A 17179-nucleotide genomic window follows, 5' to 3' on the forward strand; every position below is an offset into this window, starting at 1 on the left:
TTGCTGTGCGCATTCGTGCAAGGCAAAGAGAAAGTTACGCTTCCCTACTCTCCAACGACCGGAACGCGGAAGCGCTCCAAATCGATGTCGGAGTTGATCTCAGCCTTCGAGTAAGAAATCTCCATGGTCGATTCCCCATATTGGGAAACGTAGGTTACAAGCACCTTTTTTGGGAAACGAACGCCTTCGACTTCGAGGTCATCTTCGTAGGTGAAGACCATTCCCTTCGAGCTCTGCATGAACATCACTCGCCCCGTTTCGGGATCAAAGTAGCGACGGAACCAGATGCGATCGCTGTAGACGTAGTTCAGAATGACAGCTGACTTTCCACGGACCTTACCCTTACCGACGAATTCGATACGTCCATTGCGAGTCTTGGGAGTTTTCAAGAAACCGAGACTATCCGCTATCGTAGCCTCCAAGTGACGCAACTCCTCTACTTCGTAGAAGCTTAGAGAATAAGCCCCAGGCTCTTGGAAGTTCTCCAGCTTACGCCAAGCACTCGTTGGATTGAGCGTAGAGGTTTCGCGGATACCGCCGATCGAGGAGACGAACTGGTAGTACCCTGGCTTCTTCATAACCGATTCGACGGTTCCCGACTGGCCTCCCGCATGCACGAGGACTCCTTCGAAACGTACCGACTCAATCGCATTCAACTTGGAATCTCCTCCCATGTACTCACGACCGAGCGCTACCGTTTCCTCGATGATCTTCGCCTTTTCCGCATCGGAAAGCTCCGAAGCCGTTTGGGCAGAAAGATTGAGCACGAGCAAACCGAGTGCTGCGACTGCTAGAAAGCTTTTGGGGGGAAATCGTTTCATAGGATAGATGGGGCTGGAGGTCTGAAGATTCAAAAGCGGAGCAGGTCATCTCCCGCTCCGCCCAAATTTAGTAGCTTTAAAGCGGATACGCTACTCCCACTCGATGGTGCCAGGAGGCTTCGAGCTGAGATCATATACCACCCGGTTAACACCCTGCACCTCATTGATTATGCGGTTCGAAACGCGCTGCAACACTTCATACGGTACGCGCGACCAGTCTGCGGTCATGGCGTCCTTGCTTTCCACGATACGCAGGGCGATCACATTGTCGTAAGTACGCTCGTCGCCCATTACACCAACGGTACGCACTGGTAGGAAAACGCAAAAAGATTGCCAAACCTTGTAGTACAACTCGGAGGCCATCATCTCCTCGTGCAAGACGGCGTCCGCTTTGCGAAGGATATCGAGATTTCGTTTGTTGATCTCGCCGAGAACGCGGACTCCTAGTCCTGGACCTGGGAATGGCTGACGCCAGACGACTTCTTTTGGCAAGCCGAGCGCAGTGCCAAGAGCACGCACCTCGTCCTTGAAGAGCTCGCGAAGCGGTTCGAGGAGCTTGAACTTCATGCTCTTCGGCAGTCCGCCTACATTGTGGTGGCTTTTGATGGTAGCGGCCGGGTTTCCATCGATAGAAATGCTCTCGATGACGTCCGGATAGAGCGTTCCTTGTGCAAGGAACTTAGCGTCGCCGATACGCTTGAGCGAATCTTGAAACACCTTAACGAATGTCTTACCGATAATCTTACGCTTCTTCTCTGGGTCCGTTACACCCTTCAAAGCGGTCAGGAACTTGGAACCGGCCCGAGCGACGCGTACGTCCATATTGAAATTGCGCTTGTAGAGATCGACTACGAGTTCGCGTTCATGCAAGCGAAGCAATCCGTTGTCGACGAACACACAAGTGAGCTGCCGCCCGATTGCTTTGTGAATCAAGGCAGCCGCTACGGAAGAGTCTACACCTCCGCTGAGACCGAGCAATACGCGGTCGTCGCCTACGAGCTTTCGTATATTCTCGATCGACTCGCGTGCGAGGTCAGCCATCGACCAATCACCAGTGCATCCGCAGATCTTGCGAAGGAAGTTCTCGAGTATGTTGATTCCCCCTTCCGAATGATCCACTTCAGGGTGGAACTGGATACCGTAGATCTTGCGCTTCTCGTCCGAGATAGCGGCGAAACTAGAGTTCTCAGTCGAAGCAATCGCCGAAAAACCAGTTGGCAACTTGGCGAGCCGGTCGCCATGGGAATTCCAGACTCTCAGCTTGCTGGGAAGGCCACGGAATAGGCTCCCCTTACGCGAAACCGTCAGCGTACCATGCCCATACTCACGCTCATTGCTCTTCTCCACTTTGCCGTCAAGAAGGTGAGCGATCATTTGAACTCCGTAGCAAATGCCGAGCACCGGCACACCCAGAGAAAAGATCTTCTTATCAGCTTGCGGCGAATTCGGAGCCAGCACGCTGGAAGGTCCACCCGAAAGGATCACCCCGATCACTCCATCTTTTTGCAACTGCTTGGCAGTCGTCTTATAAGAGTAGATTTTCGAGTACACATTGCACTCGCGAATGCGACGGGCGATTACCTGTGTGTATTGAGATCCGAAATCGAGTACCGCGATGGTCTGGTGCTTCATGATAAAGGTGAGGATTAAAGATACTAGCGGGGGCGCTTGTCACTCGTATTCAGCGAACGCCAAGAAGTTAGAATGATAGTTCGTAGTTATTGTATCCGCATTTTGGACATTCCTGCCCACTGGATACATCCTTCTTTCGAACCGAATATAATTCGCCGCACTTCACGCAGTGGAAAACGCGTCGTTTACGACGCACATCGAACACTCGTTTCTCCCTCTTCTCATAGTAGAACCACAAACCAGCAATGGCCAGCAGGCCCGAGCCAGTGTAGAGAATGAGGAACCAGGTGAAGGGATGCACGAAATTGCTTGGTTTTAAAAACGCGAAAATGCGTTCTTCGCGGAAGAACGCATTCTCAGGAAAAAGGAAAGATTAGAAATGGGAGGAGCCTTACTTGGCTTCTTCGTCCTTCTTGGTCTCTTCTGCTGCCGGCGCTTCCGCTTCAGCTGCTGGAGCCTCTTCTGCTTCCGCTACAGGAGCCGTTTCTTCAACAACTGGCTTATCAGCCTTTTTGGCCTTTGGCTTGCTTTTCTTTGCATAGCCTTCGTCGTCCGCGTCGATGAGTTCGATAAGAGCCATTTCTGCTGCGTCGCCGCGACGTGTACCAATTTTGTAGATACGAGTGTATCCACCATTACGATCCTTGAACTGCTCAACCTTCTCTTCGAAAAGTTCGTGCACGATACCTACATCACGTACGCGAGCGATCGCTATACGACGGTCGTGGAGCGAACCCTTTTTTGCGAGGGTGATGACCTTCTCAACGAACGGACGAAGTGCCTTAGCCTTCTTGAGAGTCGTCTTGATGCGGCCGCGCTGGATGAGCGCTGTTGAAAGATTGGCGAGGAGAGCTTCGCGGTGCTCCTTCTTTACGCCGAGTTGATTACGATGCTTGCGGTGACGCATGACTGTCTAGAGTGTAAGGTTACGTTTAGAGCTCCTTCTTATTATCGAGGAGGCGTTCGTCAAATTTCATACCAAGCGAGAGACCGAGGGACTCGAGCTTGTCTTTGATTTCATTCAGAGACTTCTTACCGAAGTTACGGTACTTAAGCATCTCTTGTTCGCTCTTCATCGCGAGTTCACCAACGGTGGTTATGTTCGCATTGTTGAGGCAGTTAGCAGCACGAACTGAGAGTTCGATTTCGTTGACGCTCATGTTGAGCAGCTTGCGAAGCTTGTTTTGCTCCTCACTTACTTCGCCACCTTCGTCTTCAAACTCGTAGTTTTCGTCAGATACGTTGTCGAAGACATCAAGGTGATGCTTCAAGATAGCGCCTGCTTGCTTGAGTGCATCGTCTGGAGTGATACGGCCGTCAGTCCAAACTTCGAGGAGAAGCTTGTCGTAGTCGGTGATCTGTCCAACGCGAGTCGCCTCGACTGCGTACTTAACCAAGCTGACTGGGGAGAAAAGAGAATCGATAGCGATAACGCCAATTGGATCCTCTTCATCCTTGTTATCGTCGCCAGGGCAGTAACCACGGCCAACCTTAATTTCGAGCTCAGCCGTGAATGGCATTTCCCGGTCAAGGGTACAGATGATCTGGTCAGGGTTAACAACCTCAACATTGGAATCCGGCTGGATATCCGCTGCTGTGATCGCACCCGAGCGGTTCGTGTTGATCATCAACTTAACGCCTTCGCGCTTGTGACAAACGAGCAGCACCTTCTTGAGGTTGAGCACGATGTCTGTGATATCTTCTACGATACCGTCGACACTCTGAAACTCGTGGCTGACTCCTTCGATCTTAACCGAAGCAATTGCAGCGCCCTCGATCGAACTGAGGAGGACACGGCGCAGCGAATTGCCAATGGTATGCCCATAACCCGCTTCGAAGGGTTCAGCATGGAACATCGCATAAGTTGAAGAGGATCCCTCTTCTACTTTAACAAGGCGGTTTGGCAGTTCGAACTTTCCAATACGTTTCGGCATGTTGCGTTATGGGCTACGGTGGGCTTAAAATTAGTTGGTCGGAGTGTGAATTGGTGAATGAGAACAGTCGCGATTAGAAGCGGCTGTAGAACTCAACGATCAGCTGTTCGTTGATGCTTGGCTCGAGCTCTTCGCGGGTTGGTTCGCGATTGATGACGCCACGGAATGCTTCATCCTGACGAGTCATCCAGTCAGGTACATTGCGCATACGATTTGCTTCCATGTTACGAGTCGCGAGCTGGCGGGAAGAAGTAGTGTTACGCACTTCGATTTCGTCGCCGACCTTAACTTGGAAGCTAGGGATATCGACCTTCTTACCGTTGACGCATATGTGCCCGTGATTTACGAACTGACGAGCTGCCTTACGAGTCTTGGTGAAGCCGAGATCGTATACGATGCTGTCGAGACGAGTTTCGAGGAGCTGGAGGAAAATAGTACCCGTAACGCCGCGAGTTGCCTTGGCTTTGTCGAAGGTGCGGCGGAACTGCTTTTCCATCAAGCCGTACATAAAACGAAGCTTTTGCTTCTCACCTAGACCGATAGAGTACTCAGACTGCTTGCGGCGAAGGCGAGGTCCATGCTGACCTGGTGGATAGTTGCGCTTTTCAAGAGACTTGGAAGAGCCGAAAATTGGCTGTCCGAAACGTCTGCTGATCTTGGTAGTAGGACCGGTATAACGAGCCATGATCTTCTTAGATTTGAGATTTCAGAGATTGAAGCGATTCGCGACTATACGCGACGACGCTTAGGTGGACGGCAGCCGTTGTGAGGAATTGGTGTCGTATCGGTAATCGAGGAGATCTCCAAGCCGAGCGTTTGGAACGCACGGATAGCGGAGTCACGACCCATTCCAGGTCCCTTAACTTCGATCATAACTTCCTTCAGACCGTGTGCCATTGCAGCTTTCGCAGCGTTTTGCGTTACGATCTGTGCGGCGTAAGCGGTAGACTTACGGGATCCGCGGAAGTTCATCTTCCCAGCGCTAGCCCAAGAGATAGTATTTCCCTTCAGGTCGGTGATGGTGACGATGGTGTTGTTGAAAGTGGCGCTCACCTTAGCAATGCCAGTGGTGACGTTCTTGCTACCTTTAGCCTTGCGGATCTTGAGATCGCCGATCTCTTCCTTGAGGAGATCCTGGGCGGTTGGTTGCTTCTTAACACCACCAATGAGCTCTTCTTCGACAGGAGCGTCAGTCTCTGCACCTTCTGCAGCGACGTCTTTTGCTTCTTCTTCTTCAGCTTTTACTTGTTCTTCAGACATGTTGTGATGGTCCTAAATTATTTGCGGAGCGAGCCCTGTGTCTTAACCTTACCCTTGCGAGTACGAGCGTTCGTCTTCGTACGCTGGCCACGTACTGGAAGACCACGACGGTGGCGAAGGCCACGGTAACAATTGATCGCCTGGAGGCGCTTCAAGTTTCCGGTGAACTCACGACGGAGATCGCCTTCTACAACGAACTGAAGCTCTTGGATCTTGCTCATGATGGCATTGATCTGCTCCTCGTTCAGGTCTTTCGCCCGCATATCTGGATCGATTCCAGTTTCCGCGAGGATCGTCTTTGAACGTGTTGGTCCGACACCGTAGATGTAACGGAGAGAGTATTCGAGCTTCTTGTTGGCTGGAATGTCAACGCCTAGGATACGTGGCATGGTTCTAGCAAGTTATTGGTTTAAAAGTATTTGTGAAGAGCGGCAAAAGGGAGCGTTTGATGCTGAAAAGTGCCTGTTTCTCAGAAGAGGAAAGTCATCGACCGGACGAAACACGTCGCCGGAAGAAAAAAGAGCAACGAAATGAGCCCTCCTCTAAAGAAAGTAAAGAATTAATTTGTCGTTGTTGCTATCTGAATGAAATAAGCCGCGAGGCCTACGAGGAAGATGATAAGCACCGCCGCATAGAGCTGGCCCACATTCTTTAGTTCAGTTGCTCCACCGAGTGCTGATTCGGCGCCACGAGCTTGGTTACGTCCACGAATGCGTCCCTTCTTAAGGAAGCCATCGTAGTGACGCTGCAACAGATGTGTCTCGATTTGTTTCATGGTATCAAGAGCGACACCAACTGTGATGAGCATCCCGGTACCGCCAAAGAAAATGGCAACACGCATTGGGATCTCGAACGAAAAAAGTAAAACGTCAGGGAAAACGGTTATCACCGTGAGGAAAATAGCCCCCGCCAACGTGAGGCGAGTCATCACGAAGTCGAGGAACTTAGCCGTTGGCTGGCCCGGACGAACTCCTGGAACATATCCCCCGTACTTCTTAAGATCATCGGCGATCTGAATGGGACGGAACATGACCGATACCCAGAAGTAGCTGAAGAATAGGATCATCAGACCGAAAACCACATAATACGAGGTCGATCCGTGCGCTAAGTACATTGAAGCATCAACCATCCATTGCAATTCGAGAGCGGCTCCGATTTGCGAGATGATTTGCTGAGGGAATGACAACAGAGCTGAGGCGAATATGACAGGCATCACACCCGCGTAATTCACCTTCAAAGGCATGAAAGAGCTTTGCCCTCCGTAGACCTTGCGCCCAACGACCCGCTTGGCATACTGCACCGGTATTTTTCGCATTGCTTGTATCACTGCGACAAGACCAGCCGTGACGATCACAAGCAAAGCAGCCATAAGGATACCGTGGCCAAACACGAGCTTGCGAACCCCGACCGGTCCAAAAAACAGGTCGTAGGTTGCCTGCGCTGCGCCTGGCAGGTCTGCAATAATACCGATGGTAATCAAGATCGAGATACCGTTCCCAATGCCAAGCTTGGTGATTTGCTCACCAATCCACATCAAGAGAACGACGCCAGCTGTCAAAAATACTGTCGACGACAACAGAAACCAAAACTTGTCTTCGATGATTATATCGCCGAAAGCGTCAGTCGAAAAACCTGGGAATAACGTCCCTGGATTCTGGAGTCCAAGAATCAATAGGACACCTTGTACAGCTGCGATGACAACGGTCGCATATCGAGTGTATTGCGAAAGTTTCTGACGACCCGCCTCCCCTTCTTGCTGCAGACGAGCAAGAGCCGGGAAAACCGCCCCCATCAATTGAAAGATGATGGAGGCTGAAATGTAAGGCATAATTCCCAACGCGAACACTGCACCGCGCAGAAACGCGCCACCAGTGAACATGTTGTAAAGTCCAACCAAGCTACCACCACCCGAAGCTGTTTGCTCGGCGAAATAGTCCTGCAATGGCTGCATATCGAGGCCAGGGAGCGGGATGTTCGCGCCGATACGGGCGATGAAAAGAAGAGAGAGCATCAGAAATATTTTCTGACGAAGCTCTGGAATCTTCAAACAGTTGGTGAACGCAGATAGCATGCCTTTTTAAGTCGGGGATCAGTGCGGAAATTAAGCTTCAGCTACGATGGCTTCGCCACCAGCCTTCTCGATCTTCTCCTTAGCGGAACCGCTGAATTTAACAGCCTTGATCTTTAGGGCTTTCGTAATTTCTCCTTCGCCGAGAATCTTGAGCGGCTTGTCGTTCAATCGAACGAGACCGGCAACTGCGAGAGCTTCGCGATCAACGTCCGTAACGGAGTCGTCGAGCTTAGCGAGCTCGCCAACATTTACCGTTTCGTACTCGGTGCGGAAGTTCTTGTTGTTGAAGCCACGGATAGGAAGCTTACGGAAGAGCGGCATCTGACCACCTTCGAAACCGATACGGATACCGCCGCCCGAACGAGCAGTTTGTCCCTTACCACCGCGACCGGAAGTCTTACCATGGCCGCCACCTTCACCGCAACCGACGCGCTTGCGACGATGCGTGGCACCCTTAACATTAGATAGATTATGGAGTCTCATTTTGAGGAGTTCCTTTATTTAAATTAGAATTAACTACGAAGACGCTTATAGTCTTCGTAAGTTTTGAGCTTCTTGAGGCCATCGAGCGTGGCGAGAACGATAGCGTTCGGATTGTTGGAACCGAGAGACTTGGTCAGTACATTGTGTACCCCAGCTGCTTCGAGCACCGCACGAACACCACCACCAGCGATAATACCGGTACCAGTTGTCGCTGGACGCAGAAGCACCTTACCGCCGTCGAACTCACCGAGAACTTCGTGCGGGATGGTGTCACCTTTGAGCTTAACCGGTTCGAGATTCTTACGTGCTTGCTCAGTGCCCTTGCGAATCGCTTCAGGTACCTCGTTTGCCTTGCCGTAACCGATGCCAACCTTACCCGATTGATCGCCTGCAACGACGAGTGCGGAGAAGCTAAAGCGACGCCCCCCCTTGACCACCTTGGCACAACGATTGATGAACACTACCTTTTCAGAAATGCCATCGTCTTCGCGCTCTTCGCGTTGACCGCGAGGGCCACCCCGATTGCCGCCAGGGCCGCGGTTGCCTCCCGGTCCACGATTGCCTCCTGGTCCACGATTACCGCCTGGTCCACGATTGCCGCCTGGACCACGATTACCACCTGGGCCCCCTGGACCGCGGTTACCACCTGGACCAGAACGTCCTGGTCCGCCTGTGTTTTGCTGTGAAGTCATCATAGGGCAATTAGAAATCTAAGCCGGCCTCGCGAGCGGCATCTGCGAAAGTTTTGACGCAACCATGGTACTTACGTCCGTTACGGTCGAATACGACCTTGCTGACACCGGCTTCCTTTGCCTTTTCGCCGAAGAGCTTACCAAGGGTGGCGGCGCCGGCGTTGTTGGCTTTGAGATTCTGGGAGCGCACGTCCTTGCCGAGGCTGGACACGAAAGCGAGGGTTGTTCCTGACTCGTCGTTGATCGCCTGAGCGTAGAGGTGCTTGTTGCTGAGGTGGAGACTGAGGCGTGGGCGCTCTGTGGTGCCGATCACCTTCTTGCGCACGCGCCAGCGACGCTTTTGCAATAAGTCGTTTTTCTTCTGAATTTTCATCTGTTAACTCTTCTTTTGGAGTTTGCGGTTCAAGTCCTAAGCCCTCGCTTATACAGACTTGCCCTCCTTGCGGATTACATGCTCGCCAACAATGCGAACACCCTTGCCCTTGTACGGTTCGATTGGTGCGAACTTCTTGATAGAAGCTGCTGCCTGACCGACCATGTGCTTGTCGATGCCTGAAACCTTAACCTTGGTGTTGCCGTCGACTGTGATCGTTACTCCCTCTGGGATGTCGTAGTTACAGTCGTGCGAGTAGCCGAGCTTGAGGTTGAGCACCTTGCCCTTGAGGTTTGCCTGGAAACCAACGCCAGAGATCTCGAGATCCTTGGAGAAGCCCTCTACGACGCCCTGCACCATGTTTGAGATGATAGAGCGCGCAGTGCCGTACATGGCATTGGCGAAACGGGTGGCATCTGCTGGGCTGACCTTGATCTGGTCATCCTCAACAGCGATCACGACCGCTGAGTTAAATGTCTTTTCGAGCTTACCCTTGGGACCTTCCACCTTAACGGTGGTGCCACTGACGTCGATCTTGACGCCTGCTGGGATAGCGACTGGAAGTTTTCCGATTCTGCTCATTTCTGGTTTTCCTTTCTTACCAAACGTTGCAGATCATTTCACCGCCAAGCTTCTGGCGGCGAGCGTCGCGGTCCTTCATTACTCCCTTCGGAGTAGTGAGGATGCAAACGCCTAGGCCATTTAGCACACGAGGAATCTCGGTGCTCTTAGCGTAGAGTCGTAGACCTGGCTTGGAGACGCGGTCGATACCGTTGATGGAGGCTTCCCCATCGACGTACTTGAGACCGACCACGATTGTCTTGTGGCCGTTTTCGTCAGTACCAGCCTTTACTTCGCTTACGAATCCTTCGTCGAGAAGAACCTTGGCGATAGCAGCCTTTAGTTTAGAGTGTGGCGCAGACGTCTCTTCCTTGCCGGCGAGAGACGCATTTCGAATGCGCGTTAAGAAGTCGCTGATTGGATCAGTGTGCATACTTGTATTAGTGGTTTGAGAGCCGCGCGATATCCAAACTCACGGCTCGAGATGTAAATTGTTGGAAAGGCGGACGATTTGATCGTGTGAAATCAAATCGTCAATGCCTATTCGCTTACCAAGAGGACTTAGTTACGCCAGGAATCTTTCCTTGGAGCGCTAGCTCGCGGAAAGTGAGACGTGAAAGTCCGTAGCGGCGGATGTAAGCGCGGGGGCGTCCGGTGACGTTACAGCGATTCTTGATGCGGATGGGCGAAGAGTTGCGCGGCAACTTGGTGAGCTTGTCACGAGCTGCGTAGAATTCTTCGTCAGAAACTTCTGGGTCCGCCATGATGGCCTTAAGGGCCGCACGCTTTTCAGCGTACTGAGCGACCATGCGAATACGCTTCTTGTTACGGGCGATAGATGATTTCTTTGCCATGTCTTATATAAAATTAAGCTGCGGTAGTTTCCTCTTCCTTCTTTTCCTGCTTTCGGAAAGGCATTCCGAGAAGCGTGAGCAACTCTTTGCCTTCATCGTTGGTAGCAGCTGAGGTGACGATCGTGAACTCGAGACCGGCTTGGTACTTGAGCGTGTCAGATGGCACCTCTGGGAAGATAGTAATATCAGTGATACCGAGCGAGTAATTGCCGTTACCATCGAAACGGGAGTGTACGCCACGGAAGTCGCGGATGGATGGAAGGCCTACCGCGAGGAGACGATAGAGGAAGTCCCACATACGGTTACCGCGGAGGGTGACCTTACAACCGATTGGCATGTCTTCACGAAGCTTGAAGTTCGCGATGCTCTTGCGGGCGTAGGTGCGAACAGCTGCTTGCCCCGCAATTGCGGACATGTTCTTAACCGCCTCTTCGAGTACGGACTTATCTGCGGAAGCATTGATACCCATGTTAAGCACGACTTTTTCGATCGAAGGGATCTCCATGTCGTTCTTATACCCGAGGGACTTCTTGAGGCCCGGGGCTACTACGTCTTTATAATGCTGCTTGAGTGCTGGAGTTTCTTGAGAGCTCATTGGTTATTATGAATCCGGATTTCCGACCCGGATTTCTTGGTTCTCGGTGTCTTTTAGGACAACTTATAGTGTAATAGTTACTTGGCGCGGCGTGCGTCGAATTTGTCCACGGACATGAGGTTGGAAACGTGGATCGAACCTTCGCGTTCCACGATGGCGCCTTCTGGCTTTTCTTCGGACTTCTTCTCGTGACGCTTGATCATCATCAAACCTTCAACAATAGCGCGGTCCTTAGCTGGAAGCAGTTGCAAGACCTTGCCGCGCTTCCCTTTTTCCTTGCCCGTGAGTACTACAACTTCCTCACCCTTCTTAATGTGTGCTGTAGCCATGTTAGAGTACCTCCGGTGCTAGTGATACGATCTTCATGAACTTCTTGTTACGAAGCTCGCGAGCGACTGGTCCGAAGATGCGAGTGCCCTTCGGATTGCCGTTGTTATCGAGGATGACGATAGCGTTAGAGTCGAAACGCAGGTAGCTTCCGTCCTTGCGACGGATAGGTGCCTTGGTGCGAACGACCACAGCCTTCACGACAGAACCCTTCTTAACAGAAGAATCGACGCTAGCTTCCTTGATGTTCACGACGATAACGTCGCCCACATCGGCAGTCTTCTTATTTTGTCCAAGACGACGGATCATACAGGCGCGCTTAGCCCCTGTGTTGTCCGCGATCTGGATGGATGAACGTAATTGAATCATTTCTAGTTACCCTTCCCTACTTTATGCTTCCACACCGGACTCGGCTGCGTTGGCGTCTTGCTCAGCCTCAACCTCAGCAAGCGTCTTCTTGCCAAGCATTGGAGCGCGTTCCGTGACCTTAACGAGGCGCCAGCGCTTGAGGCGGCTGAGAGGACGCGTTTCCATGATCTCAACCTTGTCGCCGAGGCGCGCGGTGTTTTCCTCGTCGTGTACGTGAACGACGGTTTTGCGATTGATTACCTTACGGTATCGAGGGTGAGCCTTCTTGTAGCTGTAGGTTACCTTGATGGACTTGTTGCCCATAATCGAGGTTACTACACCTTGGAGGTCTTTTCTCTTGTTGCGTGAATTTTCCATTGCCTGATGTATCTATAGGTTAGGCGGATTGCTTTTCGGCAGCGATCTTCTCGTTACGGATAGTTTCCATGCGAGCGATGCTCTTGCGAGCTACGGTGATCTCGTGGGTCTTTTCCACTTGGCCAGTTTGCTTCTTGAGACGCAGGTCGAGCAGCTTCTCGCGTGTTTCGCGGATCTTCTTTTCGATTTCTGCAACGGAAAGTTCCTGAATGTCTTTTGTCTTCATTTTAATCGTGTCCTTTCCGGTTTAGTCGCGATCGCGCTCGATGAAACGCGTCTTGAACGGGATCTTCGCGTCAGCGAGGGACATTGCTTGACGAGCGACAGCGATTGGCACGCCGGCGAGTTCGAAAAGAATGACGCCTGGCTTGATCGCAGCGACGTAGTGGTCGACTGGTCCCTTACCCTTACCCATACGAGTTTCGAGTGGCTTCTTGGTGATTGGCTTGTGGGGGAAAACTCGAATCCAGAGCTTGCCCTTACGCTTCATGTGACGGGTGATCGCGACACGGGAAGCTTCGATCTGACGGCCGGTAAAGTGGCCGCGCTCGAGTGCCTGGACTGCGAAGTCGCCAAATGCGATTGTGTCGCCGCCCTTCGCGTTTCCGCGAAGGCGACCTTTCATTACCTTACGGTACTTGGTGCGAGATGGTGTTAGTGGAGGCATGGCTTAATTACCCTTTCGGCTTAGTCTTCCTTATTGAATACCCAGCACTTGATTCCGATGATACCGTAAACGGTACGCGCTTCGGCAGTGCCATAGTCTATTTCTTCGCGGAGCGTGTGGAGAGGCACGGACCCCTGTCGCTGTACTTCCGTACGAGCGATGTCCGCGCCGCCGAGACGACCACCCACTTGAATCTTGATTCCCTTGGCGCCCAAAGACATGGCCATCTGGACGGCCTTCTTCATTGCGCGGCGGAATGCAATACGACGCTCAAGCTGGAGCGCAACGTTTTCAGCTACGAGAGTTGCGTCGAGTTCAGGCTTCTTTACTTCCTGGATGTCGAGGAGGATTTCCTTGCCAGTTGCCTTGGCGAGCTCGTCCTTGATCTTCTCGATTTCCTGACCCTTGCGACCGATAACGATACCAGGGCGAGCAGTGAAGATCTTAACGCGAACGCGTGCAGACGCACGCTCAATGAAGATGCGTGGTACACTCGCGAACTTGAGCTTTTCCATGAGCTTCTCGCGGATGATGTAATCCTCGTAAAGAGTGTCGGCAAAGTCGTTTTTGCGAGCGAACCAGCGGGACTGCCAGTTACGGTTTACTGCGAGACGAAATCCGATCGGATGTGTTTTTTGACCCATATTGCGTAATTCCTTTAGGCGTTATCAGACAGTACGATGCGGATGTGAGACATACGCTTCTTACGCTTAGCAACTCCACCGCGAGCGGCAGCCTTGAAGCGCTTGAGCGCGGGGCCTTGCTCAACTGTGGCGAGCTCGACGGTGAGCGAGTCACCGGAGAGGTCATGGTTGTTTTCAGCGTTAGCGATTGCCGACTGCAGTGTCTTGGAGATAAGAAGAGCAGACTTGCGGGGGATGAACTTGAGCAGCTCGAGAGCTGCGTTGGCGTTCTTTCCGCGAATCGTGCGAGCGACCTCGATCACCTTCTTAGGCGACATTCGAGCGTATTTTGTGCGTGCTTGTACTTGCATAGCTTTGATTACTCCTCGCGTTATTTCTTACCGCCACCGTGGGCCTTGAAAGTGCGAGTCTGCGAGAACTCACCCAACTTGTGGCCAACCATGTTTTCGGTCACGTGGACAGGAATGAACATCTTGCCGTTGTGTACGTTAATGTTAAGACCGACGAAGTCAGGAGTGATGGTGGAGCGGCGCGACCAAGTCTGGATCGGCTTGCGATCATTGCTTGCTTGAGCTTCCTTCACCTTCTTCTCGATGCTGGGGTCTACGAAAAATCCTTTTTTTACTGAACGAGCCATTTTATCTATTTCCTCGCTTACTTGTTTTTCATTTTCCGTCCGTTACGACGGACGAGGATGAGGCTGTTGCTCTCCTTGGACTTGCGACGGGTTGGGAAGCCCTTCGCCAACTGACCCCATGGGGACACGAGCATCTGGCGACCGCCACCACCCTTGGATTTTGCTTCACCACCACCATTGGGGTGATCGACCGGGTTCATGACAACACCACGAACACGAGGACGCTTGCCGAGCCAACGGCTACGACCGGCCTTGCCAATTACGACGTTCTTCTTCTCGGCGTTGCTGACGAAACCGACGGTTGCCATGCACTTCTTGGACACGAGGCGGATTTCGCCGCTAGGCATCTTGATTTGTGCGGAATCACCATCGATACCGACCAACTCGACTGCATTACCAGCAGCACGAGCGATCTGAGAACCCTTGCCTGGCAACAGCTCAACTCCGTGAACTCTAGTGCTCGGTGGGATGAACTCAAGTGGCATTGCATTACCTGGAGCGAAGTCGATCATCTTCTGGGAAGACAGAACGGTATCGCCGGCCTTAACGCCTGCAGGTGCGATGATGTAGCGCTTTTCGCCATCGGCATAAGCGACGAGTGCGATGTAAGCGGAGCGGTTTGGATCGTACTCGATGGCCTGCACCTTGGCAGGGATATCAAACTTGTTACGCTTGAAGTCGATGATCCGATAAAGCTGCTTATGACCTCCACCGCGGCGGCGCATGGTAATGCGACCGTAGCAGTTGCGACCCGCTGCCTGCGCGCCTTTCGCCTCGGTGAGGCTCTTCTCCGGACGCTTGTTCGCAACTTCCTTAACCTGGAGTTGTGCGAAACGCTGCGTAGGGGTGACTGGGTTGAAACTCTTGATAGACATTTTCTGTTAGTCTCCTTCGTTTAAGCGGTGAAGTCGATGATGTCGCCCTGCTTGAGGGTAACGATCGCTTTCTTGAAACCAGCGCCCGCGCTGGTCTTACCTGTCTTGCGGTTGCGACTTGGCTTGCCGATCTGGTTGATGACGTTCACTCGCGCCACAGAGACATCGAATGTCTTCTCAACAGCCGCCTTGATGCTGCCCTTGCTGGCGGTCTTGAAAACCTGGAAGGTGTACTGCCCCATCTCTGAGGACTGGACGTTGCTCTTCTCGGTCAAATGAACGGATTTGATGATCTTATCTGGCTGAATCATTTCGAGCCTCCTTTCGCACGCTCGACGAGGACGTCGAGACCTGCACGTGTTACGATGATTGTCTTGAACTGGCAGAGGTCAGTCACGCTTACGAGCGGTGCCTCTTCTAGATCGACACCAGCCAAGTTACGCAGAGCGAGAACGGATGTTTCGCTGAGCTCCTTGTCGATGACGAGAACCTTGCCGGAAGGAGCGATACCGCGGATAAGCGCTTCGCCGACCTTAGTCTTGGCAGGTGAGATATCGAGAGCGTCAACAACGACGATAGATTCGTCTGCGATGCGGTCGAACAAAGCGCGACCGAAAGCGAGGGTTTTCACCTTCTTGTTGATCTTCTTAGAATAGTCGCGAGGACGTGGGCCGAATACGATACCACCGCCAACCCAGATCGGGGAGCGATTGGAACCTGCGCGAGCGCGGCCGGTACCCTTTTGGCGCCATGGCTTCTTGCCACCGCCGCGAACTTCGCCGCGAGTCTTCGTGTTGGCGCTACCTTGGCGAGCGTTTGCTGCCTGAGCTACGACTACTTCTTTAACAGCCTGTACGCCCTTGTCACCTTCGAAGACGGGAACTCCATCTACTTCAGTTTCACCGTTGGCGCTGCCGTCGTTCTTGAAAAGTTTAAGTTTCATGGTCGATCAGTCCTTTCCTATTTCTTGGCCTTGATCGAGGAACGGATCATCACGGTGTCGCCATTAGCGCCCGGGATGCCACCCTTAACCAGGATTAGGTTCTTCTCGGCGTCGATGCTGACGATCTCGAGATTTTGAATTGTGCGCTGCTTAGCACCCATGTGACCTGGCATCTTCTGGTTCTTGAAGACGTGTCCTGGCCATTGGCAAAGACCGATCGAACCGATGCGGCGGTGGAACATGGAACCGTGGGAAGCAGGACCGCCCTTGGTATTGAAACGCTTCATTACACCAGCGAAACCTTTACCCTTGGTGTTGCCGATAATGTCGACCTTCTTGCCAACTTCGAACTTCGACACATCGAGCACGTCGCCCGGAGCAGCCTCGATAGCCTCTGGGCTACGCACTTCCTTGATCACGCGTGGTGCGTGAGCGATACCAGCCTTCTTTGCATGCCCTAGAGCAGCATTGCTAGCGTTCTTGTCCTTCTTGGAGTCGAAGCCGATCTGGATCGCATTGTATCCATCGGACTCAACCGTCTTTACTTGTAGTACCGGGCAAGGACCTGCCTGCAGTACGGTGACAGGGACAACTTCGTTGTCGCTGCCATAAACCTGGGTCATTCCCAGCTTTTTGCCTAATAGCGTATAGTTCATAGTTCTAAGAGGTAGGTGAAAGCAGACGCCTTCGTTTTTATTAGACCCACATTAGCGAACGACGGAATTGCCGCTCGAAAGTCTGTGTTGTTGGTTTCTCTTTATACGTTGATGCTGATGTCTACACCGGAGGGTAGATTAAGCTTCTTGAGTTCGTCGACGGTCTGAGCGGTCGGCTCGATGATGTCGAGCAAACGCTTATGCGTACGGATCTCAAACTGCTCCATGGACTTTTTGTCCACGTGCGGAGAGCGGTTAACGGATATCTTCTCGATTCGTGTCGGAAGGGGTACAGGGCCGGAAACACGTGCTCCGGAACGCTTAGCTGTATCCACGATTTCTGACGCGGACTGATCGATTACTCGATAGTCGAAACCTTGAAGTCTGATGCGGATTTTTTGTCCTGTCATGATTGTTCGGTAGAAAAG

General features: G+C 52.3%; 29 protein-coding genes. All 29 read right to left on the reverse strand.

Annotated features, from left to right (window positions below; all coding sequences use genetic code 11):
- Nucleotides 1-44 precede the first annotated feature (44 nt).
- The 29 genes from QEH53_RS16605 to rpsJ all read right to left on the reverse strand — a co-directional run bounded on the left by QEH53_RS16605 (nucleotide 45) and on the right by rpsJ (nucleotide 17161).
- Nucleotides 45-821, reverse strand: a complete 777-nt coding sequence (locus QEH53_RS16605) for a hypothetical protein (RefSeq protein WP_309024341.1) — start codon at nucleotides 819-821, stop codon at nucleotides 45-47.
- A gap of 90 nt (nucleotides 822-911) precedes the next feature.
- Nucleotides 912-2453 carry a glutamine-hydrolyzing GMP synthase gene (gene guaA, locus QEH53_RS16610; RefSeq protein ID WP_309024342.1) on the reverse strand — a complete coding sequence of 514 codons (1542 nt, stop codon included), beginning with the start codon at nucleotides 2451-2453 and terminating at the stop codon, nucleotides 912-914.
- Between the two features lie 67 nt (nucleotides 2454-2520).
- Nucleotides 2521-2754 carry a hypothetical protein gene (locus QEH53_RS16615; protein WP_309024343.1) on the reverse strand — a complete coding sequence of 78 codons (234 nt, stop codon included), beginning with the start codon at nucleotides 2752-2754 and terminating at the stop codon, nucleotides 2521-2523.
- Between the two features lie 90 nt (nucleotides 2755-2844).
- On the reverse strand, nucleotides 2845-3360 hold the full coding sequence (gene rplQ / locus QEH53_RS16620) for a 50S ribosomal protein L17 (RefSeq protein ID WP_345785734.1): 516 nt from the start codon (nucleotides 3358-3360) through the stop codon (nucleotides 2845-2847).
- A 25-nt stretch (nucleotides 3361-3385) separates the two neighbouring features.
- Nucleotides 3386-4387, reverse strand: coding sequence for a DNA-directed RNA polymerase subunit alpha (locus QEH53_RS16625; RefSeq protein WP_309024344.1), 1002 nt, complete (start codon nucleotides 4385-4387; stop codon nucleotides 3386-3388).
- 73 nt (nucleotides 4388-4460) lie between these two features.
- A complete protein-coding gene (gene rpsD, locus QEH53_RS16630) occupies nucleotides 4461-5072 on the reverse strand; it encodes a 30S ribosomal protein S4 (protein ID WP_309024345.1) in 612 nt (203 codons plus the stop codon).
- A gap of 44 nt (nucleotides 5073-5116) precedes the next feature.
- Complete coding sequence (gene rpsK / locus QEH53_RS16635) at nucleotides 5117-5647, reverse strand: 30S ribosomal protein S11 (RefSeq protein WP_345785735.1); 531 nt, start codon at nucleotides 5645-5647, stop codon at nucleotides 5117-5119.
- 17 nt (nucleotides 5648-5664) lie between these two features.
- A complete protein-coding gene (rpsM, locus tag QEH53_RS16640) occupies nucleotides 5665-6036 on the reverse strand; it encodes a 30S ribosomal protein S13 (protein ID WP_309024346.1) in 372 nt (123 codons plus the stop codon).
- Between the two features lie 170 nt (nucleotides 6037-6206).
- Nucleotides 6207-7718, reverse strand: a complete 1512-nt coding sequence (gene secY / locus QEH53_RS16645; protein WP_309024347.1) for a preprotein translocase subunit SecY — start codon at nucleotides 7716-7718, stop codon at nucleotides 6207-6209.
- Between the two features lie 30 nt (nucleotides 7719-7748).
- A complete protein-coding gene (gene rplO, locus QEH53_RS16650) occupies nucleotides 7749-8201 on the reverse strand; it encodes a 50S ribosomal protein L15 (RefSeq protein ID WP_309024348.1) in 453 nt (150 codons plus the stop codon).
- A 29-nt stretch (nucleotides 8202-8230) separates the two neighbouring features.
- A complete protein-coding gene (rpsE, locus tag QEH53_RS16655; RefSeq protein WP_345785736.1) occupies nucleotides 8231-8896 on the reverse strand; it encodes a 30S ribosomal protein S5 in 666 nt (221 codons plus the stop codon).
- A gap of 7 nt (nucleotides 8897-8903) precedes the next feature.
- Nucleotides 8904-9266, reverse strand: a complete 363-nt coding sequence (gene rplR / locus QEH53_RS16660; protein WP_309024349.1) for a 50S ribosomal protein L18 — start codon at nucleotides 9264-9266, stop codon at nucleotides 8904-8906.
- Between the two features lie 48 nt (nucleotides 9267-9314).
- The gene (gene rplF, locus QEH53_RS16665; protein WP_309024350.1) at nucleotides 9315-9848 is read right to left on the reverse strand and encodes a 50S ribosomal protein L6; all 534 of its coding nucleotides are present in this window, start codon (nucleotides 9846-9848) and stop codon (nucleotides 9315-9317) included.
- 16 nt (nucleotides 9849-9864) lie between these two features.
- A complete protein-coding gene (gene rpsH, locus QEH53_RS16670; RefSeq protein ID WP_309024351.1) occupies nucleotides 9865-10260 on the reverse strand; it encodes a 30S ribosomal protein S8 in 396 nt (131 codons plus the stop codon).
- A 115-nt stretch (nucleotides 10261-10375) separates the two neighbouring features.
- Nucleotides 10376-10681 (reverse strand): 30S ribosomal protein S14, encoded by a 306-nt coding sequence (gene rpsN / locus QEH53_RS16675; protein ID WP_309024352.1) that lies wholly within the window; start codon nucleotides 10679-10681, stop codon nucleotides 10376-10378.
- Nucleotides 10682-10694: 13 nt separating this feature from the next.
- Nucleotides 10695-11276 carry a 50S ribosomal protein L5 gene (rplE, locus tag QEH53_RS16680; protein ID WP_309024353.1) on the reverse strand — a complete coding sequence of 194 codons (582 nt, stop codon included), beginning with the start codon at nucleotides 11274-11276 and terminating at the stop codon, nucleotides 10695-10697.
- A 77-nt stretch (nucleotides 11277-11353) separates the two neighbouring features.
- On the reverse strand, nucleotides 11354-11605 hold the full coding sequence (rplX, locus tag QEH53_RS16685) for a 50S ribosomal protein L24 (protein ID WP_309024354.1): 252 nt from the start codon (nucleotides 11603-11605) through the stop codon (nucleotides 11354-11356).
- 1 nt (nucleotide 11606) lies between these two features.
- Entirely contained in the window at nucleotides 11607-11972 is a 366-nt protein-coding gene (gene rplN / locus QEH53_RS16690; protein ID WP_309008634.1) for a 50S ribosomal protein L14, read from the reverse strand.
- Nucleotides 11973-11993: 21 nt separating this feature from the next.
- On the reverse strand, nucleotides 11994-12329 hold the full coding sequence (gene rpsQ / locus QEH53_RS16695) for a 30S ribosomal protein S17 (protein ID WP_345785737.1): 336 nt from the start codon (nucleotides 12327-12329) through the stop codon (nucleotides 11994-11996).
- A gap of 19 nt (nucleotides 12330-12348) precedes the next feature.
- Complete coding sequence (rpmC, locus tag QEH53_RS16700) at nucleotides 12349-12555, reverse strand: 50S ribosomal protein L29 (protein WP_309024355.1); 207 nt, start codon at nucleotides 12553-12555, stop codon at nucleotides 12349-12351.
- Between the two features lie 21 nt (nucleotides 12556-12576).
- A complete protein-coding gene (rplP, locus tag QEH53_RS16705) occupies nucleotides 12577-12996 on the reverse strand; it encodes a 50S ribosomal protein L16 (RefSeq protein ID WP_309024356.1) in 420 nt (139 codons plus the stop codon).
- A gap of 20 nt (nucleotides 12997-13016) precedes the next feature.
- Nucleotides 13017-13640: a 30S ribosomal protein S3 gene (gene rpsC, locus QEH53_RS16710; RefSeq protein WP_309024357.1), complete on the reverse strand. Its 624-nt coding sequence runs from the start codon at nucleotides 13638-13640 to the stop codon at nucleotides 13017-13019.
- 14 nt (nucleotides 13641-13654) lie between these two features.
- Entirely contained in the window at nucleotides 13655-13990 is a 336-nt protein-coding gene (gene rplV / locus QEH53_RS16715; protein WP_309008632.1) for a 50S ribosomal protein L22, read from the reverse strand.
- Nucleotides 13991-14010: 20 nt separating this feature from the next.
- Nucleotides 14011-14277 carry a 30S ribosomal protein S19 gene (gene rpsS / locus QEH53_RS16720; protein ID WP_309024358.1) on the reverse strand — a complete coding sequence of 89 codons (267 nt, stop codon included), beginning with the start codon at nucleotides 14275-14277 and terminating at the stop codon, nucleotides 14011-14013.
- Between the two features lie 17 nt (nucleotides 14278-14294).
- The gene (gene rplB, locus QEH53_RS16725; protein ID WP_309024359.1) at nucleotides 14295-15152 is read right to left on the reverse strand and encodes a 50S ribosomal protein L2; all 858 of its coding nucleotides are present in this window, start codon (nucleotides 15150-15152) and stop codon (nucleotides 14295-14297) included.
- Nucleotides 15153-15172: 20 nt separating this feature from the next.
- The gene (gene rplW / locus QEH53_RS16730; RefSeq protein WP_309024360.1) at nucleotides 15173-15463 is read right to left on the reverse strand and encodes a 50S ribosomal protein L23; all 291 of its coding nucleotides are present in this window, start codon (nucleotides 15461-15463) and stop codon (nucleotides 15173-15175) included.
- Nucleotides 15460-16095 carry a 50S ribosomal protein L4 gene (rplD, locus tag QEH53_RS16735; protein WP_309024361.1) on the reverse strand — a complete coding sequence of 212 codons (636 nt, stop codon included), beginning with the start codon at nucleotides 16093-16095 and terminating at the stop codon, nucleotides 15460-15462. Before rplD ends, rplW begins: the two co-directional genes overlap by 4 nt.
- Nucleotides 16096-16112: 17 nt before the next feature.
- Nucleotides 16113-16751: a 50S ribosomal protein L3 gene (gene rplC / locus QEH53_RS16740; protein ID WP_309024362.1), complete on the reverse strand. Its 639-nt coding sequence runs from the start codon at nucleotides 16749-16751 to the stop codon at nucleotides 16113-16115.
- Between the two features lie 101 nt (nucleotides 16752-16852).
- A complete protein-coding gene (rpsJ, locus tag QEH53_RS16745; protein WP_040898353.1) occupies nucleotides 16853-17161 on the reverse strand; it encodes a 30S ribosomal protein S10 in 309 nt (102 codons plus the stop codon).
- Nucleotides 17162-17179 lie beyond the last annotated feature (18 nt).

The sequence above is a fragment of the Pelagicoccus sp. SDUM812002 genome, from assembly GCF_031127835.1.
Lineage (GTDB): Bacteria > Verrucomicrobiota > Verrucomicrobiia > Opitutales > Opitutaceae > Pelagicoccus.

Bases quoted from the DNA above. Each gene is read 5' to 3' on its own strand.
- rplQ (WP_345785734.1), bottom strand. From the start codon at position 3,360: ATGCGTCACCGCAAGCATCGTAATCAACTCGGCGTAAAGAAGGAGCAC.
- rpsJ (WP_040898353.1), bottom strand. From the start codon at position 17,161: ATGACAGGACAAAAAATCCGCATCAGACTTCAAGGTTTCGACTATCGA.
- rplW (WP_309024360.1), bottom strand. From the start codon at position 15,463: ATGATTCAGCCAGATAAGATCATCAAATCCGTTCATTTGACCGAGAAG.
- rplV (WP_309008632.1), bottom strand. From the start codon at position 13,990: ATGCAAGTACAAGCACGCACAAAATACGCTCGAATGTCGCCTAAGAAG.
- rplN (WP_309008634.1), bottom strand. From the start codon at position 11,972: ATGATTCAATTACGTTCATCCATCCAGATCGCGGACAACACAGGGGCT.
- rpsQ (WP_345785737.1), bottom strand. From the start codon at position 12,329: ATGGAAAATTCACGCAACAAGAGAAAAGACCTCCAAGGTGTAGTAACC.
- rpsK (WP_345785735.1), bottom strand. From the start codon at position 5,647: ATGTCTGAAGAACAAGTAAAAGCTGAAGAAGAAGAAGCAAAAGACGTC.
- rplP (WP_309024356.1), bottom strand. From the start codon at position 12,996: ATGCCTCCACTAACACCATCTCGCACCAAGTACCGTAAGGTAATGAAA.
- secY (WP_309024347.1), bottom strand. From the start codon at position 7,718: ATGCTATCTGCGTTCACCAACTGTTTGAAGATTCCAGAGCTTCGTCAG.
- rplD (WP_309024361.1), bottom strand. From the start codon at position 16,095: ATGAAACTTAAACTTTTCAAGAACGACGGCAGCGCCAACGGTGAAACT.
- rplO (WP_309024348.1), bottom strand. From the start codon at position 8,201: ATGAGACTCCATAATCTATCTAATGTTAAGGGTGCCACGCATCGTCGC.
- rpsE (WP_345785736.1), bottom strand. From the start codon at position 8,896: ATGATGACTTCACAGCAAAACACAGGCGGACCAGGACGTTCTGGTCCA.
- rpsC (WP_309024357.1), bottom strand. From the start codon at position 13,640: ATGGGTCAAAAAACACATCCGATCGGATTTCGTCTCGCAGTAAACCGT.
- rpsH (WP_309024351.1), bottom strand. From the start codon at position 10,260: ATGCACACTGATCCAATCAGCGACTTCTTAACGCGCATTCGAAATGCG.
- rplR (WP_309024349.1), bottom strand. From the start codon at position 9,266: ATGAAAATTCAGAAGAAAAACGACTTATTGCAAAAGCGTCGCTGGCGC.
- rplF (WP_309024350.1), bottom strand. From the start codon at position 9,848: ATGAGCAGAATCGGAAAACTTCCAGTCGCTATCCCAGCAGGCGTCAAG.
- rpsD (WP_309024345.1), bottom strand. From the start codon at position 5,072: ATGGCTCGTTATACCGGTCCTACTACCAAGATCAGCAGACGTTTCGGA.
- QEH53_RS16605 (WP_309024341.1), bottom strand. From the start codon at position 821: ATGAAACGATTTCCCCCCAAAAGCTTTCTAGCAGTCGCAGCACTCGGT.
- QEH53_RS16625 (WP_309024344.1), bottom strand. From the start codon at position 4,387: ATGCCGAAACGTATTGGAAAGTTCGAACTGCCAAACCGCCTTGTTAAA.
- rpsM (WP_309024346.1), bottom strand. From the start codon at position 6,036: ATGCCACGTATCCTAGGCGTTGACATTCCAGCCAACAAGAAGCTCGAA.
- rplB (WP_309024359.1), bottom strand. From the start codon at position 15,152: ATGTCTATCAAGAGTTTCAACCCAGTCACCCCTACGCAGCGTTTCGCA.
- rpmC (WP_309024355.1), bottom strand. From the start codon at position 12,555: ATGAAGACAAAAGACATTCAGGAACTTTCCGTTGCAGAAATCGAAAAG.
- rpsS (WP_309024358.1), bottom strand. From the start codon at position 14,277: ATGGCTCGTTCAGTAAAAAAAGGATTTTTCGTAGACCCCAGCATCGAG.
- rplE (WP_309024353.1), bottom strand. From the start codon at position 11,276: ATGAGCTCTCAAGAAACTCCAGCACTCAAGCAGCATTATAAAGACGTA.
- rpsN (WP_309024352.1), bottom strand. From the start codon at position 10,681: ATGGCAAAGAAATCATCTATCGCCCGTAACAAGAAGCGTATTCGCATG.
- rplC (WP_309024362.1), bottom strand. From the start codon at position 16,751: ATGAACTATACGCTATTAGGCAAAAAGCTGGGAATGACCCAGGTTTAT.
- guaA (WP_309024342.1), bottom strand. From the start codon at position 2,453: ATGAAGCACCAGACCATCGCGGTACTCGATTTCGGATCTCAATACACA.
- rplX (WP_309024354.1), bottom strand. From the start codon at position 11,605: ATGGCTACAGCACACATTAAGAAGGGTGAGGAAGTTGTAGTACTCACG.